This window comes from Bacteroides sp. MSK.20.82 (genome assembly GCF_019052485.1).
Classification (GTDB): domain Bacteria; phylum Bacteroidota; class Bacteroidia; order Bacteroidales; family Bacteroidaceae; genus Bacteroides; species Bacteroides thetaiotaomicron.
The window spans coordinates 1-16,416 of sequence record NZ_JAHQUN010000045.1 but is presented as its reverse complement, the minus strand read 5'-3'; the positions used below and the strand labels follow the sequence as shown (position 1 = coordinate 16,416).

The following is a 16,416-nucleotide window of genomic DNA, read 5'->3' as shown; positions in this document are numbered from 1 at the left end:
CGTCAAACGATTGCAGCCTTTCTATATAATAGGATAATCTGTGATTATTCAGCCAATTTGTTGTCTGAACCCAGCACATTAAGGATTTTGTGCTTGTACAGTTTTTCCATGTTGTCACGAGCCGGACCAAGATACTTACGTGGGTCGAATTCAGCTGGTTTTTCAGCGAAAGTCTTACGGATAGCAGCAGTCATAGCCAGACGAGAGTCTGAGTCGATGTTGATTTTGCAAACAGCAGACTTGGCAGCTTTACGCAATTCTTCTTCAGGAATACCGATAGCAGCTTTCAGAGCACCACCAAACTTGTTGATTGTTTCAACTTCTTCTTCAGGAACTGAAGATGATCCGTGAAGTACGATAGGGAATCCCGGAAGTTTTTCCATTACAGCATCCAATACTTCGAAAGCCAATGGAGGAGGAACCATACGACCGGTAGCCGGATCGATGTGGCACTGTTCCGGAGTAAACTTGTAAGCACCGTGAGAAGTACCGATAGAGATAGCCAATGAGTCACAACCTGTACGAGTAGCGAAATCGATTACTTCTTCAGGGTCAGTGTATGTGTGGTGGTCAGAAGAAACTTCATCTTCTACACCTGCCAATACACCAAGTTCACCTTCAACTGTTACGTCGAACTGATGAGCGTATTCAACCACCTTCTTAGTCAAAGCAACGTTTTCTTCGTAAGGAAGATGAGAACCGTCGATCATAACTGAAGAGAAACCTGAATCGATGCAAGATTTGCAAGTTTCAAAAGTATCTCCGTGGTCAAGGTGAAGAACGATTTCAGGATGTGCGCAACCTAATTCTTTTGCGTACTCTACAGCACCCTGAGCCATGTAACGCAACAAAGTAGCGTTAGCATACTGACGAGCACCTTTAGAAACCTGAAGAATCACCGGAGATTTTGTTTCTACTGCAGCCTTGATGATAGCCTGCATCTGTTCCATATTGTTGAAGTTGAATGCTGGGATAGCGTATCCACCCTTAATAGCCTTAGCAAACATGTCTCTTGTGTTTACCAATCCTAAGTCTTTGTAATTAACCATTTTGTTTAAAGTTTATTGTTAGTGAATTAAAATTCTACGCAAAAGTAAGCATTATCCACCGAATAACGAGCATCGGAAAGAAAAATATAATAGAAAAAGGTTTAAATCGATCAGCAAATATTCATCCGTAAGCGGGTCTGACATTAGATTGTAATGTCCACCTAGCAAATAAACGGCTGAAAGGTTCTATCCCAAAACAGGTATTATACCATAAAAAGCACAAGACATTCTTTTCGTGCCAATCATATAATTCATAGAAATAGCATAATTCACAGAAGTTTTTTCAGCAAAGTTTTTTCTATTCCGGAGAAATGTGCTATCTTTGCGCTCTGAAAATGACCATTACACTATTTCTTACCAAAATAGTAACAGAATATAAATTAAAAAAACAGATACTGAAATGAAAAAAGGCCTTCATCCAGAATCATACCGTCCGGTAGTATTCAAAGATATGTCAAATGGTGATATGTTTTTGTCTAAATCAACTGTAGCAACTAAAGAAACCATCGAATTCGAAGGTGAAACTTATCCGTTGCTGAAGATTGAAATCTCTAACACTTCTCACCCGTTCTATACAGGTAAATCTACATTGGTAGATACTGCAGGTCGCGTTGATAAGTTCATGAGCCGTTACGGTGACCGTAAGAAGAAATAATTCAATCTTTCGTTAAGATGAAAAAAGAGGAGATTTCCGGTTGGAAATTTCCTCTTTTTCGTTTCATAGATAAACTAAAGGACCGCACCATTCTTCACAGAGTAGTGCGGTCCGTATATTAACTGGCTAAGGGGAACTATTACCAGGTAATATAAAAATGGTATAGTTAAGGGAATATACCATACCATTATATTGTCTGATCTCCTGAAAAATGATGGTTTATTAAATAGTACTATTCAGGAGAAATACTTCCTATTATATATAATAATATTCAGCAGGCAAAAAAGACGGTCCTGCTGACCCGTTGCACTACATATTACAGTCCACGAGGGATGAGATACAGTGGGCGCATTAACGCTCCACACGGGGGACAGAACCGTATATCTAAGGAAGCCACGAGCATATTCCCACATGCTCGTAGCTTAAATTCGAGAATTAAATTCTCATATCGCATTCCGCGACTGTAATACTAGTGCGGTGCAAAAGTGGGAATAATCTCTGATAAAATCAACAGAAAAGGCATTTTTTATCTATAAACAATCATTTTCCTTTAATGTTGATACTAATTTCACATTTCTAATATACCCGTCTCTACTGAACATAGTCAAGTATCAAATTGTTTACTTCCCAAACAATGAACGACTTATGAAAAATATCTATGTGATTGCACTCGCAGCCATCCTATTTCAAGGCTGCGGGCAAAAAAAAGAGATGACGGCACCCGCCACCCGACCTGTTAAGACAACTATTGTCGAATCAAGGTCAGTAATCAGAAAAGACTTCTCCGGCATTGTAGAAGCAGTGGAGTATGTCAAACTGGCATTCCGCGTCAGCGGACAGATCATCAGCCTGCCTGTTATCGAAGGAGAGAAAGTGAAAAAAGGGCAACTGATTGCAGCTATCGATCCCAGAGATATCGCATTGCAGTATGCTGCCACCAAGTCTGCCTACGAAACGGCTTCCGCACAAGTGGAACGCAACAAGCGCCTGCTCTCCCGGCAAGCGATCTCCGTGCAGGAGTATGAAATCAGCCTTTCCAATTATCAGAAAGCAAAATCGGAGTACGAACTGTCCAGCAACAACATGCGTGACACCAAACTGACGGCCCCTTTCGACGGTTCTATCGAGAAGCGGTTGGTGGAGAACTACCAGCGTGTCAATTCAGGAGAAGGGATCGTACAACTGGTCAACACACAGAACCTGCGTATCAAGTTCACCATACCGGATGCATATCTTTATCTCCTCCGTGCCAAAGATCCCCGTTTCCTTGTAGAGTTTGATACCTTCAAGGGCCATGTGTTCAAGGCGAGACTGGAGGAATATCTGGACATATCCACCGAAGGAACGGGTATTCCGGTCAGCATCACTATCGACGACCCTTCATTCGACCGGGACTTATATGCCGTGAAGCCCGGCTTCACTTGCAGCATCCGTTTCACAGCCGATGTAGGCCCATTGGTGCAGGATAGCTGGACAATCATCCCGCTCAGTGCTGTTTTCGGCGAAAGTGACGGAAACAACATGTATGTCTGGGTAGTAGAGGACAACAAAGTGCACAAACGCAAAATCGTCGTCAATGCCCCCACAGGAGAGGCGCAAGTACTCGTGTCCGAAGGACTGAAACCCGGAGAACAAATCGTCATAGCAGGAGTATACCAGTTGGTAGAAGGAGAAAGTATTAAATCAATAGACAAATGAATTTAGCAAAATATTCACTGGATAACACGAAGATCATCTATTTCTTCCTTGCCGTACTGCTGATTGGAGGTATTACCTCCTTCGGAAAGCTGGGTAAGAAAGAAGATGCCCCCTTCGTTATCAAATCAGCGGTCATCATGACACGCTATCCGGGAGCCGAACCGGCAGAAGTAGAACGGCTGATCACAGAGCCTATCTCCCGTGAGATACAAAGTATGAGCGGCGTGTACAAGATAAAATCAGAGTCCATGTACGGGCTCTCCAAAATCACGTTCGAACTGCAACCTTCACTTTCCGCCAGTTCCATCCCTCAGAAATGGGACGAACTGCGACGCAAAGTGCTCAATATTCAACCGCAGCTGCCCAGCGGTGCTTCCACCCCGACCGTCTCCGATGATTTCGGCGACGTATTCGGCATTTATTATGGACTGACGGCAGATGACGGCTTCACCTATGAGGAAATGCGCAACTGGGCGGAACGGATCAAGACGCAGGTTGTCACAGCAGACGGCGTGATGAAAGTAGCGCTGTTTGGCGTACAGACGGAAGTAGTCAACATCTTCGTTTCTACCAACAAACTGGTGGGAATGGGGATCGATCCCAAACAGCTGGCCAACCTGCTGCAATCGCAGAACCAGATTATCAACACCGGAGAAATCCGTGCAGGCGTACAGCAGTTACGGGTGACAGCCAACGGAATGTATGCCAACATAGACGATATCCGCAACCAGGTAATCACCACCAAAGCCGGACAGGTGAAACTGGGCGACATAGCCGTGATCGAGAAAGGTTATCTCGACCCTCCATCCAACATCATGCATGTGAACGGGAAACGGGCTATCGGCATCGGTGTTTCCACCGACCCGCAAAGAGATGTAGTGCAGACGGGTGAGAACGTAAAAGTAAAACTGAACGAGCTCCTCCCCCTCATGCCTGTGGGACTGGAACTGCAAAGCCTCTACCTCGAAAACGAGATCGCCAACGAAGCCAACAACGGATTTATCATCAACCTGATCGAATCCATCCTGATCGTGATTGTCATTATCATGCTGGTGATGGGGCTCCGTGCCGGTCTGCTCATCGGCTCTTCGCTGATTTTCTCTATCGGAGGTACACTGCTCATCATGTCTTTCTTCGGCGTCGGACTCAACAGAACGTCTCTGGCAGGATTTATCATCGCCATGGGTATGCTGGTGGACAACGCCATCGTAGTGACGGACAACGCCCAAATAGCCATTGCCCGAGGTGTAAACCGACGGAAAGCCCTGATAGACGGAGCAACCGGACCACAATGGGGCTTGCTCGGAGCAACTTTCATTGCCATCTGCTCCTTCCTGCCGCTTTACCTTGCTCCCTCTGCTGTAGCGGAAATCGTAAAACCGCTGTTTGTGGTACTTGCCATTTCACTAGGACTGAGCTGGGTACTTGCCCTGACGCAGACTACCGTATTCGGAAATTTCATTCTGAAAGCCAAAACAGGCGACAGCACGAAAGATCCATACGACAAGCCGTTCTATCATAAGTTCGCTTCCGTTCTCGGAGTATTGATCCGCAAGAAAGCAGTGACACTGGTATCCATGGTGATCCTCTTCATCATCTCGCTCATTATTATGGGAACGATGCCGCAGAACTTCTTCCCGTCGCTCGATAAGCCTTATTTCCGGGCGGATGTATTCTATCCGGACGGATACAGCATCAATGACGTAGTGAAAGAGATGAAATCGGTAGAAGAGCACCTGGCGAAGCAGCCGGAAGTAAAAAAGGTATCCATCACATTCGGCAGCACCCCGCTAAGGTATTACCTTGCCTCCACTTCCGTAGGTCCGAAACCGAATTTTGCCAATGTACTCGTCGAACTGACAGACAGTAAATATACGAAAGAATACGAAGAAGATTTTGACGGATATATGAAAGCCAATTATCCGAGTGCAATCACACGGACCAGCTTGTTCAAACTGTCCCCCGCAGTGGATGCGGCTATCGAAATCGGCTTTATCGGTCCGAATGTGGATACGCTTGTATCACTTACCAATCAGGCAATAGCCATTATGCACCAGAATCCGGATTTAATTAATATCCGCAATTCGTGGGGAAACAAGATACCCGTCTGGAAACCGGTTTACAGCCCGGAACGGGCACAACCGCTGGGTGTATCCCGACAGGGAATGGCACAGAGCATTCAGATCGGTACCACAGGAATGACTTTGGGAGAATACCGGCAGGGAGATCAGGTACTTCCTATCCTATTGAAAAATAACCAGCTGGATTCATTCCGGATCAATGATCTGCGCACACTGCCCGTATTCGGGACAGGCAACGAGACGACCAGCCTGGAACAGGTAGTATCTGAATTTGACTTCCAGTACCGGTTCTCGAACGTGAAAGACTATAACCGGCAGATGGTGATGATGGCACAATGCGACCCGCGTCGCGGAACCAATGCGATTTCCGCTTTCAACCAGGTATGGTCGCAAGTACAGCAAGAGATAAAAATACCGGAAGGATATACCATGAAGTATTTCGGCGAACAGGAAAGTCAGGTGGAATCGAATGAAGCGCTGGCCAAAAACTTACCGCTGACATTCTTCCTGATGTTTGTGACGCTGCTCTTCTTGTTCAAGACGTATCGCAAGCCGACCGTCATCCTGTTAATGCTGCCGCTGATCTTCATCGGTATCGTGCTGGGACTGCTCGTACTCGGCAAGTCGTTCGACTTCTTCTCCATATTGGGTCTGCTAGGTCTGATTGGTATGAACATCAAGAACGCTATCGTACTGGTAGACCAAATCGATTTGGAAACAGCAGCAGGCAAAAAACCGCTGGACGCAGTCATCAGTGCCACGACCAGTCGCATCATTCCGGTAGCGATGGCCTCCGGAACAACGATTCTGGGTATGTTACCGCTACTGTTCGACGCCATGTTCGGCGGAATGGCCGCCACCATCATGGGCGGACTGTTAGTAGCCTCGGCATTGACACTATTCGTCCTTCCTGTAGCCTATTGCGCCATCCACCGGATCAAAGGAGAACAATAATTATCCATTATCAACTATCCATTATCCATTAAAAGATTATCCATGAAAGAAATGAAAACCCAACTCATACTATTTTCACTGTTGCTCCTTGGCTCCACAGCCTGGGCGCAACAGCCCTGCCTGAGTCAGGACGCCTACCGCGAAAAAGTGGAGGCTTACAGCCAGATATTGAAACAACAAAAACTAAAGACATTGGCCAGTTCGGAGGCGCGAAAGATAGCCCATACAGGTTTCCTGCCGAAAATCGACGTAAATGCAGACGGTACCCTGAACATGAGCGACCTTAGCGCATGGAACGAACCGGTGGGCGAATACCGCAACCATACCTACCAGGGAGTATTTGTCGTATCACAGCCACTCTACACAGGCGGTGCGCTCAATGCCCAACATCAGATAGCGAAGGCAGACGAAAAGCTGAACCAGCTGAACGAGGAACTCACGTTAGACCAGATTCACTATCAAAGTGATGCTGTCTACTGGAATGCCTCCGCTTCAAAAGCCATGCTACAAGCAGCCGACAAATACCAGAGCATTGTCAAACAGCAATATGACATTATTCAGGACCGTTTCGATGACGGAATGATCAGCCGTACAGATCTTCTGATGATTTCCACCCGGCTGAAAGAAGCGGAACTGCAGTATATCAAAGCCCGCCAGAATTATACATTAGCGCTGCAACAGCTGAATATTCTGATGGGAGAAGCACCGAATACTCCTGTAGACAGCCTGTACAACATCGGAATGATCTCCGCTCCTGTCCGGATACTGCCTCTGGAAGATGTTTTGCAACGACGTGCCGATTATGCCAGTACGGAAGTAAACATCATGAAGAGCCAGGCACAACGTAAAGCGGCTCTCAGCCAGTTCAATCCCCAATTAAACATGTATTTCAGCGGTGGCTGGGCAACGGCCACACCCAACTTGGGATACGACGTATCTTTTAATCCCATCGTAGGAGTCAATCTGAATATTCCCATTTTCCGCTGGGGAGCCCGTTTCAAGACGAACCGACAGCAGAAGGCATATATCGGAATACAAAAGTTGCAACAGAGTTATATGACGGACAATATCAACGAAGAACTGTCGGCAGCTCTCACCAAACTGACGGAAACAGAATCTCAGGTGAAAACAGCGAAAGAAAACATGAGTCTGGCAAATGAGAATCTGGATCTGGCCACTTTCTCCTACAATGAAGGAAAAGCGAGCATGGTAGATGTACTTTCCGCCCAGTTGTCATGGACGCAAGCACACACCAATCTGATCAATGCTTATCTGGCAGAGAAGATGGCTGTGGCTGAATACAAGAAGGTGACCAGCGAATAGATAAAAACAAAATTAGGCACGGATGACACGGATTTCACGGTTTTAAGAGTTGAGTAACTAAAAACCGTGTTTATCCGCGTAATCCGTGCCTAATTTTTATTGGTTGTTCTTTTTATTATGCAAGGAAGGAGATCAGTACACCCGCAGCTACTGCCGAGCCGATTACCCCTGAGATGTTACTTGCCATACAATACTGCAATACATGATTCTTCGGATCGTATTTCAACGCAATCTCATTCGCCACACGGCTTGCCATCGGAACAGCGCTCAGTCCGGTCGCTCCGATCAGCGGATTAATCTTCTTCTTGGAGAATAGATTCACTAACTTCACAAAGAAGATACCACCGGTAATAGAAAGAGCAAATGCAAGGAAACCACCGATGACAATACCGATTGTCGTCCAGTTCAAGAAGGCTTCAGCCGTCATGGTTGCACCTACCGAAAGTCCGAGGAAGATAGTAGCAGCATTCATGATACTGTTGGAAGCAGCGTCGAACAGACGGAAAGTATTGCTTCCGATTTCTTTCACCAGATTACCGAACATCAGCATACCGATCAAAGGTACTGCACTTGGGACGAAGAGAGCTACAATCGTAGTCACTACAATCGGGAAAATAATCTTCAGTACACGCAGATTCTTGATTTCCGTCTTCGAAGGATATTTCTTTTCCTGTTCCTTCATGTTGATGCTCAGTTCTTTCTTAGTACAGAACAGCTTCACTACCAACGGAATGATCACAGGCACCAGTGCCATATAAGAATAAGCGGCAATAGCGATCGGACCCAGCAAATGCGGAGCCAGCTTGATCGTTGTAAAGATGGCTGTCGGTCCGTCCGCACCACCGATAATACCCAGTGAAGCAGCTTCTTGCGGAGTGAATCCCATCAGGATGGCTACCAACAGAACAGTAAAGATACCTAACTGTGCAGCAGCTCCAAAGATGGAAAGATGCAGATTACGCAACATCGGTCCGAAGTCCGTCAACGCACCGACCCCCATAAAGATGATCGGAGGCAGGAAACCGGTCTTGATCAGCATATAATAGATGAAGTTCATAATTCCCAGTTCATGCGCAATGTCATGCAAAGGCATTTCCCAGATATTCTTCATCACACCGTTTATCATCACCATACCATTCTCGTCTGCCTGTATCACTCCCATATCTCCTCCGGGGAAGTTGGCAAGCAACACACCGAAAGCAATCGGAACAAGCAGCAACGGTTCGTACTGTTTCTTGATACCCAGATAAAGCAGGACGAACGCGATGGCATACATTATCAGAAACTGCGGTTCGGCAATGATATTGCTGAACGCAGTCATGTCATATAAGTTCTCAAATATCTCGTTCATTATCCTATCTTCATTAATACATCATCTTCTGAAACAGTGTCTCCCGGATTAGCGCAGATAGCAGTTATCGTACCGCTAAATTCGGCACGGATAGCGTTGTAAGTCTTCATTGCTTCCACATAACAAAGCACATCGCCCTCTTTCACCGCATCGCCAACTTTCAAGGCAGATTCCTGCGCATTCTTCACCAGGAAGAATTTACCTTCCAGCGGAGAAAGAACATCTTTGCCCTCTCCTGCCGGAGCTGCAGCTACAGGTGCAGCAAGCAGTTCGGCATCTCCGTATGCTACCGTCACACGATAAGCCTGTCCGTCCACCTGTACAGTCAGTGTTTTTGGTTTTGCATCTTCTTCCGGCGATTTATCTTTCTCTGCACGACGTTTTGCCACGTCTGCCAGGAAGTCTTCCTTCGCTTTTCCACTCTTGTAAGCCTCATACTGAGCCGGATGCATGGCATATTCGAAGAGTTCTTCGTCGTCCTCTCCCACTTCCCATTTGTTTTCCTTCATCAGCTTGCGATACTTGTCGAGTGAGTCGGGGTAATTGTCCTGCGGATTACCTTCGAAGAATTTACGTCCTTCACGTTCGGCTTTCTCGATGATTTCGGGAGCCAGTGTACCCGGCAGGCGTCCTGCTTTACCTAGCAGCATATCCCAGATATCGTCGGCAATCATTCCCCAGCGTTCCTTGCCTTTCTCCATTGCCATCACATTCATCATGGCAAGGTTCTTCACGTACTGGCTGAACGGAGTTACCAATGGAGGATAACCGACGCGGGGCCATACATACGCCACTTCGTTGAATAGCTTGATCAGCAGCTGATCCTGTGTCATAAACGGCAGGTTATGTTTGGCTTTATACTTGTTGATAGATTCCAGATTCGATTCGAGGTCAGCCATCAGACTACCCATCATACCGCCAGGAAGTCCCGGACCGATCAGCAGCGAGTTCATCAGACGGTTCTTCGGGCTGATATACAAGCCGAGGAAGTCATCCATAAATTCCTGAATCAGCGCACGCACTTTCATGTAGGCTTCCATATTGATTTCCGGTACCTGATATCCGGCATCTTTCAGCATAGCCTGTACGCTGAGAAGATCGGCGTGTCCCGTACCCCATGAAAGCGGTTCCATACCTACGTCAATGTAGTCGCAACCGGCTTCGCATACTTCGAGGATGCTTGCCATGTTGAAACCGGGACCGGCATGACTATGATACTGAATAGGAATTTCAGGATGTGCCGCTTTGATATTGGCCACGATCTTGCCCAATGAAACGGGGCGACCGATACCTGCCATGTCTTTGATGCAAATCTCGTCCGCCCCCAGCTTGATAAGTTCTAACGCCATATTGGTGTAGTACTCTACCGTGTGGATCGGCGAATGGGTGATACAGAGTGAACACTGTGAGATCATGCCTGCCTCTTTGGCATACGTGATGGAAGGAGCGATATTGCGTACGTCGTTCAATCCGCAGAATGTACGGGTGATATCTGTGCCTTGTGCTTTCTTTACTTTGTAGAACAACTTGCGGACGTCTGCCGGAACGGGGCTCATACGGAGTCCGTTCAATGCACGGTCGAGCATGTGTGTCTGTATGCCGGCTTCGTGGAACGGCTTCGTCCATTCGCGCACGGCTCTATTCGGGTTTTCACCAAACAATAAATTCACTTGTTCAAAACCTCCGCCATTTGTTTCTACACGGGCGAAACAGCCCATTTCAATGATGGCAGGAGCTACCTTTACGAGTTGGTCTACACGAGGTACATATTTTCCGGCAGATTGCCACATATCTCGGAAAACCAGACTAAACTTAACTTCTCTTTTCATGTTTTTCTATGATATACTTTTGATAGGTTTATAACTTTTCTACTTTTGTAATCTTTCCTTTTCCTAATGTCACCACATTCACAGCTGCTGTGATAGCCGCCATTATATTACCCGGAATAGGCGCAGGACCTTGTAGCGCTTCCTTCTTCGCAGGAATCACTTCTTCGGGAGCATACTTGTTGACAAGAGTAATCAGTAACTTACCTAAATAAATCACAATCAGCAGAATAACAAATACGGTAGCCATGCCGACCACCATCAGCAGGATCGCTGTTTCGATATTTTCCATATAATAAACTATTAGTAATTCAAGTCGTTTGTCCAAAAAGCGTCCGAAAATACCAAATATTTGTGATAAAATTAATTAAGAGAGGAATAAAAAAGTATAAATCGTAAGGTTACAATAAGAAAAAACACATTATTCTTTGCATGTCTATTAAAAAGACAAAGGAAAAGCCCCTTGCGGGGCTCTTTTTATTTTAGGGAGTTATTAAAATGTTATTAATCTGATAATTAAAGAAAATGGCCTTCGTCCTTACACTTTTTATATTCACTTATCAATCTCTATTTTTCAATCATCCAATCCCCCAGTGTGCCACTTTCACTATCAAAATTAACAGCCACCTTCACCACTGGCAGTCCACATAGAGCAAAGCGTTCCGGATAATTCTTTAAATTTATCTGTTCCATAGCAACTGTCGCATTCTTATCCAGTTTCAATTCCATCACATATAATGTGGCCTCAGTACGCAACACTACATCCACACGACCACGGGAAGTACGTACTTCGACATCCACATAGTATCCCAGCAAGCTGAATATGATATAGAATACCTGCTGGTAATGACCTTCGTACTTTGTATGATCGCATTGAGGTATAGTAGACAGAAAGGTTTGCAAACGCCGTAATGCCGCGTCCATATCACCTTTCCGGATATCACGGGAAATAAAAGCCACCATGTTCGTCGCCTCACGTGTGTCATTGGTTACATAATAAGGCAACAAGCTTCGCATCAATCCCACCCTCACCTCTTTATTAGGAATATCCAACGTATATAGTTCCAATTCCTTATCGTAATCCTTGATAGTGACATAGCCGCTTTGATACAGCAATGGAGTAATGCTACTCATCGTTTCAGTGGGAGCATCAAATTCTTCGACCGCCGCCAATTTATTTCCTATTTCAGAAGGCTCTACTCCAAACTTATCCAGCATCTTTATCAGATAGGTAGGAGTGCCGCTACCAAACCAATAAGAATTAAATTTCCCATCTGCAAAAGCATTGAGCAGACTGAATGGATTATAGATGTCGGGCGATGGATAAGTGAAATGATAGCCGTCATAATTCTCTTTCAACTTAGCCAGTACTTCCTCCGCAGTAATATTCAATTTGACAGCCATCCTATCCACATCTTCTTTCATTTGGGTAAGTATCTCATTCTCCGTTATGCCACAAATGGCAGCATAAGGTTCATCCATGCTGATATTTTTGATGTTATTGAGTTCACTGAAAATGCTGAGCTGTGAGAATTTAGTGATACCTGTAAGAAACACATAGCGCAAATAAGGATCACAGGCTTTCAACGGACTATAGAAGTTACGCATAACGTCACGCAATACCCCCAAGTTCTCCCGTTCGTGTACCACATCCAGCAAAGGAGCGTCATATTCATCAATAAGGACCACGACCTTCCTGCCAGTCTGTTCATAAGCACGTTTTATCAGATTAGTCAGGCGCAAATTAGGGTCTGTACCTGCTGCATCAATCCCTAGTGTACGTTCGTGTTCTGTTAGCATGAAGTCTAAAAGATTCATCAGTTTATCTTTGTCCACGTGCTTGGCCATACTCATATCGAAGTGCAGAACCGGATACTGTATCCATTCTTTCTCCAGCTTCTCCATCGCCAATCCACGAAACAGTTCTTCACGACCGGAGAAATAGCTATGCAACGTAGAGGTTAACAATGATTTACCAAAACGACGCGGACGGCTCAGGAACATATAACTGGAAGCAGAATGCGTCATCCGGTAAACGTATTCTGTCTTATCTACATAGAGGAAATTTCCCTCACGAATCTTAGAAAATGTCTGTATCCCTATAGGATATAATCTCTGCAAATCTTCCATAACAACTTTCTTTTTCACAAAGCTACTAAAAAATTCCAATATTCAAATGTCATTCTTCTCCTTCTTATATCGAATATAAAGTTTTGCCCACTCATTCACTTTCTCCAAAAACTCTTCTTCGGTGCGAGTCCTATAATAATATTCAAGAATACGCTCATAATGAATCAGAGCTTTTTCTTCCCCTTTTTTACCTTTTGGTAAGTAGCAGGTCCCATATGTATCTCTTGACACATTTTTGAAAGATTCACATGTGCTACTTTAAGCACCTTTTCAATAAACTCACCGAGTTTAGGATGCACGATTTTATTTTCCATTTTTCTTATTATTAGTTAAAAACACGTCTTATATATTAAACATTTTCACACTACTTCAGACATATCTGAACTCGACTTATTTTATTTGTCTTACTTTCGCACCATGCTTTGAAAGTCAAAGTCATTTATTAAACGTCCTAATAGAAGTATTCTATGCAAAACTTTTTCAGAATGTCTTATTTCATGCCCCCGATTGCTCCCATCAGGAACGAACAAGGACAAACCGTTACACCCGCCACTCTCACTCCCTTCTGCGAAGTCTCAGTAGAGCAAGTATATCAGATGATCACCTGCAATGAAAATCTCAAAGCACTGACCGAACAGGTGCGCAGCGCCGAAGATATACGAATGGCGAAAACATCCTTGCTGCCATACGTGACTCCGTGCGGCACATTCATCCGCCGGAACAGTAAATTCTTCGCATCTCCTTCCGGACTCGTAGTGGTAGATATAGATAACCTCGACTCCTATCAGAAAGCCGTAGAAATGCGTCGTACACTGTTCGACGATCCTTTTCTCCACCCTGTACTCGCATTTATCAGTCCCAGCAACCGGGGTGTGAAAACATTCGTACCTTACAGCAACCTGTACACAGACGATCAGAGCCGTAATGTAAGAGAGAGTATGAGCTGGGCAATGGAATACGTAGAAATGACCTACGGATCAGAAATGAACAACTCCATCGAAACAGTTCAAAAAGCCGTAGACACCTCCGGCAAAGACATCGTAAGAGCCTGCTTCCTCAGCCATGACCCACAAGCACTATTCAGAGAATATTAAATTATAATCACGAATGATCAAACTTCAATTGTCAATTATCATTTGTCAATTGTCAATTATCAAAAAATGACCGATATTGAATCTTTACGCCTCCTCACCGAAGCAGTCGAAACAGCAGGTGCCGACATTGCACCCACTTACGCCGAGTACGTACAATTAGCATTCGCCATCGCAACGGACTGTGGTGAAGCAGGACGGGAGTTTTTTCATCGCCTGTGCCGGATTTCCGCCAAGTATCAATCCGCCCATGCCGAACGAATGTTTTCCAATGCACTCACGAAACAGCAGGGAGCAATACATCTCGGAACGGCATTTCACCTCGCTGAATCGACAGGAGTAAAAATCTGCAGGGAAGACCGGAAGGAAGTTATGAACAACCGGACGGGTACAGTAGGTACAGAAAGTTCACCGCACAATTTTTCCACACACGCGCACGTATATAATAAAGTAGAAGAAGAAAAGAGTGAATCAGAAGAACTGCTGGAAGGCAGCGACCCGCATCACCCATTACCTACTTTCACCTTAGAAGACTGGCCGAAGCTACTGCTACGTATCATAAGTTATGGCACTACCGCCACTCAAAAAGACGTACTCTTGCTCGGAGCATTGACTGCCCTGGGTGCCACCATGGAACGATACGTGAGATGTCATTATGCCGGCAAATACCAATCGCCCTGCATGCAATCCTTCATTGTAGCTCCGGCAGCCTCGGGCAAGGGAGTACTATCACTCATCCGCCTGCTCGTTATGCCTATCCACGATGATATCCGCCAACAAGTTGAAAAAGAGATGAATGTCTACAAAAAGGCAAAAGTCGCCTACGAAATGATGGGCAAAGAGCGTGCCAAAGCGGAAATCCCCGAAATACCTTTAAACAGAATGTTCCTCATCTCCGGCAACAATACCGGTACCGGTATCCTTCAAAATATTATGGATAACAACGGAACAGGCCTCATCTGCGAAACCGAGGCGGATACGATCTCTACCGCCATCGGTTCGGAATACGGTCACTGGAGTGAGACGCTTCGCAGAGCATTCGACCATGACTGGTTAGCATACAACCGACGTACCAATCAGGAGTACCGGGAAAACAAGAAAAGTTACCTCTCTCTCCTGCTTTCGGGGACACCCGCACAGGTGAAACCACTCATTCCTTCAGTAGAGAACGGACTTTTTTCACGCCAGCTGTTCTATTATATGCACGGCATCTATCAATGGATCAATCAGTTTGACGAGAACGAAACGGACTTGGAAGCCATCTTCACCTCCATTGGTCTGGAATGGAAAAAGCTCTTGAACTTACTCAAGGAACATGGTCTCCACACACTCCGGCTCACAGATGAACAGAAACAGGAGTTCAATGATCTCTTTTCCGAACTGTTCACCCGGTCAACGATTGCCAATGGCAGAGAAATGAACAGTTCCATCGCCCGAATGGCTGTCAACATCTGCCGTATCATGTCAGTAGTGGCCATGCTTCGTGCTTTTGAAAATCCTCAGCCGTATCAATACCAGGCATCTTCTCATCCCCTGCTTACACCGGACAAGGAAATCGCCACTGATAATATCAAAGACGGTATCATTACCCGTTGGGATATGACGATCACTCCCGAAGATTTTAAGGCTGTGTTGAACCTTGTGAAACCACTCTATCAGCATGCCACGCATATCTTGTCTTTCCTTCCTCCTTCAGAAGTCAGCCATAGGGCCAATGCCGACCGTGACGCATTCTTTGAGGCACTGGGTATCCAATTTACCCGTGCACAGTTGTTGGAGCAGGCTACGACTATGGGAATCAAGCCCAACACTGCCCTCACCTGGCTGAAACGACTGGTAAAACAGGGACTGATTGTCAATCTTGACGGTAAAGGTACTTACGCGCACGCACGCGTGTGCGTGTGTTAGGGAAGGGCCGGAAAAGTGTACCTACTGTACCTGTTGATAACATCGTCTTTTATCGTTTCTTTATGAAAATCAGAGTATAGCGTTTTGTATTGGCTAAAGCTATGCTTTACGACTTCTAAAGCGGTGCTTTATGGCCTCTAAAGCTTAGCTTTAGCTAATACAAAACGCCCCTCGCAGTCTACAACACTTATTACCTGTTACCTAATACTTATTACCTGCTCATGGTTCTCCCAATGCATCCACAATCACCCTTACCTCCAGCGGAGTGTAAGAACGGTGCTGCGGCTGATAACCTAAATCGGACAGGCGTTCCTGAAGACCGGGACAGCGGACAATCCATTTATTCATTT

Annotated in this window: 13 protein-coding genes; 6 read left to right on the top strand and 7 right to left on the bottom strand. The window is 45.5% G+C overall.

Features of this window, described 5'->3' with window-relative positions; translation table 11 throughout:
* Positions 1-44 precede the first annotated feature (44 nt).
* Complete coding sequence (locus KTR07_RS22830; RefSeq protein WP_008763359.1) at positions 45-1,049, bottom strand: class II fructose-bisphosphate aldolase; 1,005 nt, start codon at positions 1,047-1,049, stop codon at positions 45-47.
* A 400-nt stretch (positions 1,050-1,449) separates the two neighbouring features.
* On the opposite strand from KTR07_RS22830, the gene KTR07_RS22825 reads away from it, so the two are divergent.
* From KTR07_RS22825 to KTR07_RS22810, 4 genes are all read left to right on the top strand, one after another.
* A complete protein-coding gene (locus KTR07_RS22825) occupies positions 1,450-1,704 on the top strand; it encodes a type B 50S ribosomal protein L31 (protein WP_005678397.1) in 255 nt (84 codons plus the stop codon).
* A gap of 645 nt (positions 1,705-2,349) precedes the next feature.
* The gene (locus tag KTR07_RS22820) at positions 2,350-3,402 is read left to right on the top strand and encodes an efflux RND transporter periplasmic adaptor subunit (RefSeq protein ID WP_008767840.1); all 1,053 of its coding nucleotides are present in this window, start codon (positions 2,350-2,352) and stop codon (positions 3,400-3,402) included.
* The gene (locus KTR07_RS22815; RefSeq protein ID WP_008763357.1) at positions 3,399-6,437 is read left to right on the top strand and encodes an efflux RND transporter permease subunit; all 3,039 of its coding nucleotides are present in this window, start codon (positions 3,399-3,401) and stop codon (positions 6,435-6,437) included. The genes KTR07_RS22820 and KTR07_RS22815 overlap by 4 nt, the downstream gene beginning before the upstream one ends.
* Positions 6,438-6,488: 51 nt before the next feature.
* Complete coding sequence (locus KTR07_RS22810; RefSeq protein WP_032813712.1) at positions 6,489-7,760, top strand: TolC family protein; 1,272 nt, start codon at positions 6,489-6,491, stop codon at positions 7,758-7,760.
* 115 nt (positions 7,761-7,875) lie between these two features.
* On the opposite strand, the gene KTR07_RS22805 is transcribed toward KTR07_RS22810, so the two are convergent.
* From KTR07_RS22805 to KTR07_RS22785, 5 genes are all read right to left on the bottom strand, one after another.
* Complete coding sequence (locus KTR07_RS22805; protein WP_008763355.1) at positions 7,876-9,111, bottom strand: sodium ion-translocating decarboxylase subunit beta; 1,236 nt, start codon at positions 9,109-9,111, stop codon at positions 7,876-7,878.
* Complete coding sequence (locus KTR07_RS22800; protein ID WP_008767838.1) at positions 9,111-10,940, bottom strand: biotin/lipoyl-containing protein; 1,830 nt, start codon at positions 10,938-10,940, stop codon at positions 9,111-9,113. Before KTR07_RS22800 ends, KTR07_RS22805 begins: the two co-directional genes overlap by 1 nt.
* Before the next feature lie 28 nt (positions 10,941-10,968).
* The gene (locus KTR07_RS22795; RefSeq protein ID WP_008767837.1) at positions 10,969-11,229 is read right to left on the bottom strand and encodes an OadG family protein; all 261 of its coding nucleotides are present in this window, start codon (positions 11,227-11,229) and stop codon (positions 10,969-10,971) included.
* 275 nt (positions 11,230-11,504) lie between these two features.
* Positions 11,505-13,067, bottom strand: a complete 1,563-nt coding sequence (locus KTR07_RS22790) for an ATP-binding protein (RefSeq protein ID WP_008767836.1) — start codon at positions 13,065-13,067, stop codon at positions 11,505-11,507.
* A 164-nt stretch (positions 13,068-13,231) separates the two neighbouring features.
* On the bottom strand, positions 13,232-13,381 hold the full coding sequence (locus tag KTR07_RS22785; protein ID WP_008767835.1) for a hypothetical protein: 150 nt from the start codon (positions 13,379-13,381) through the stop codon (positions 13,232-13,234).
* 153 nt (positions 13,382-13,534) lie between these two features.
* Here KTR07_RS22785 and KTR07_RS22780 point away from each other — a divergent pair, with 153 nt between their 5' ends.
* Positions 13,535-14,161 (top strand): BT4734/BF3469 family protein, encoded by a 627-nt coding sequence (locus tag KTR07_RS22780; RefSeq protein WP_008767834.1) that lies wholly within the window; start codon positions 13,535-13,537, stop codon positions 14,159-14,161.
* A gap of 66 nt (positions 14,162-14,227) precedes the next feature.
* Positions 14,228-16,066, top strand: a complete 1,839-nt coding sequence (locus tag KTR07_RS22775; protein WP_008767833.1) for a DUF3987 domain-containing protein — start codon at positions 14,228-14,230, stop codon at positions 16,064-16,066.
* A gap of 219 nt (positions 16,067-16,285) precedes the next feature.
* Here the strand turns inward: KTR07_RS22775 and KTR07_RS22770 are convergent.
* A partial coding sequence (locus KTR07_RS22770) for a DUF4248 domain-containing protein (protein ID WP_217315515.1) occupies positions 16,286-16,416 on the bottom strand: 131 nt, incomplete at its 5' end.

Bases quoted from the DNA above. Each gene is read 5' to 3' on its own strand.
- KTR07_RS22830 (WP_008763359.1), bottom strand. From the start codon at position 1,049: ATGGTTAATTACAAAGACTTAGGATTGGTAAACACAAGAGACATGTTT.
- KTR07_RS22825 (WP_005678397.1), top strand. From the start codon at position 1,450: ATGAAAAAAGGCCTTCATCCAGAATCATACCGTCCGGTAGTATTCAAA.
- KTR07_RS22820 (WP_008767840.1), top strand. From the start codon at position 2,350: ATGAAAAATATCTATGTGATTGCACTCGCAGCCATCCTATTTCAAGGC.
- KTR07_RS22815 (WP_008763357.1), top strand. From the start codon at position 3,399: ATGAATTTAGCAAAATATTCACTGGATAACACGAAGATCATCTATTTC.
- KTR07_RS22810 (WP_032813712.1), top strand. From the start codon at position 6,489: ATGAAAACCCAACTCATACTATTTTCACTGTTGCTCCTTGGCTCCACA.
- KTR07_RS22805 (WP_008763355.1), bottom strand. From the start codon at position 9,111: ATGAACGAGATATTTGAGAACTTATATGACATGACTGCGTTCAGCAAT.
- KTR07_RS22800 (WP_008767838.1), bottom strand. From the start codon at position 10,940: ATGAAAAGAGAAGTTAAGTTTAGTCTGGTTTTCCGAGATATGTGGCAA.
- KTR07_RS22795 (WP_008767837.1), bottom strand. From the start codon at position 11,229: ATGGAAAATATCGAAACAGCGATCCTGCTGATGGTGGTCGGCATGGCT.
- KTR07_RS22790 (WP_008767836.1), bottom strand. From the start codon at position 13,067: ATGGAAGATTTGCAGAGATTATATCCTATAGGGATACAGACATTTTCT.
- KTR07_RS22785 (WP_008767835.1), bottom strand. From the start codon at position 13,381: ATGGAAAATAAAATCGTGCATCCTAAACTCGGTGAGTTTATTGAAAAG.
- KTR07_RS22780 (WP_008767834.1), top strand. From the start codon at position 13,535: ATGCAAAACTTTTTCAGAATGTCTTATTTCATGCCCCCGATTGCTCCC.
- KTR07_RS22775 (WP_008767833.1), top strand. From the start codon at position 14,228: ATGACCGATATTGAATCTTTACGCCTCCTCACCGAAGCAGTCGAAACA.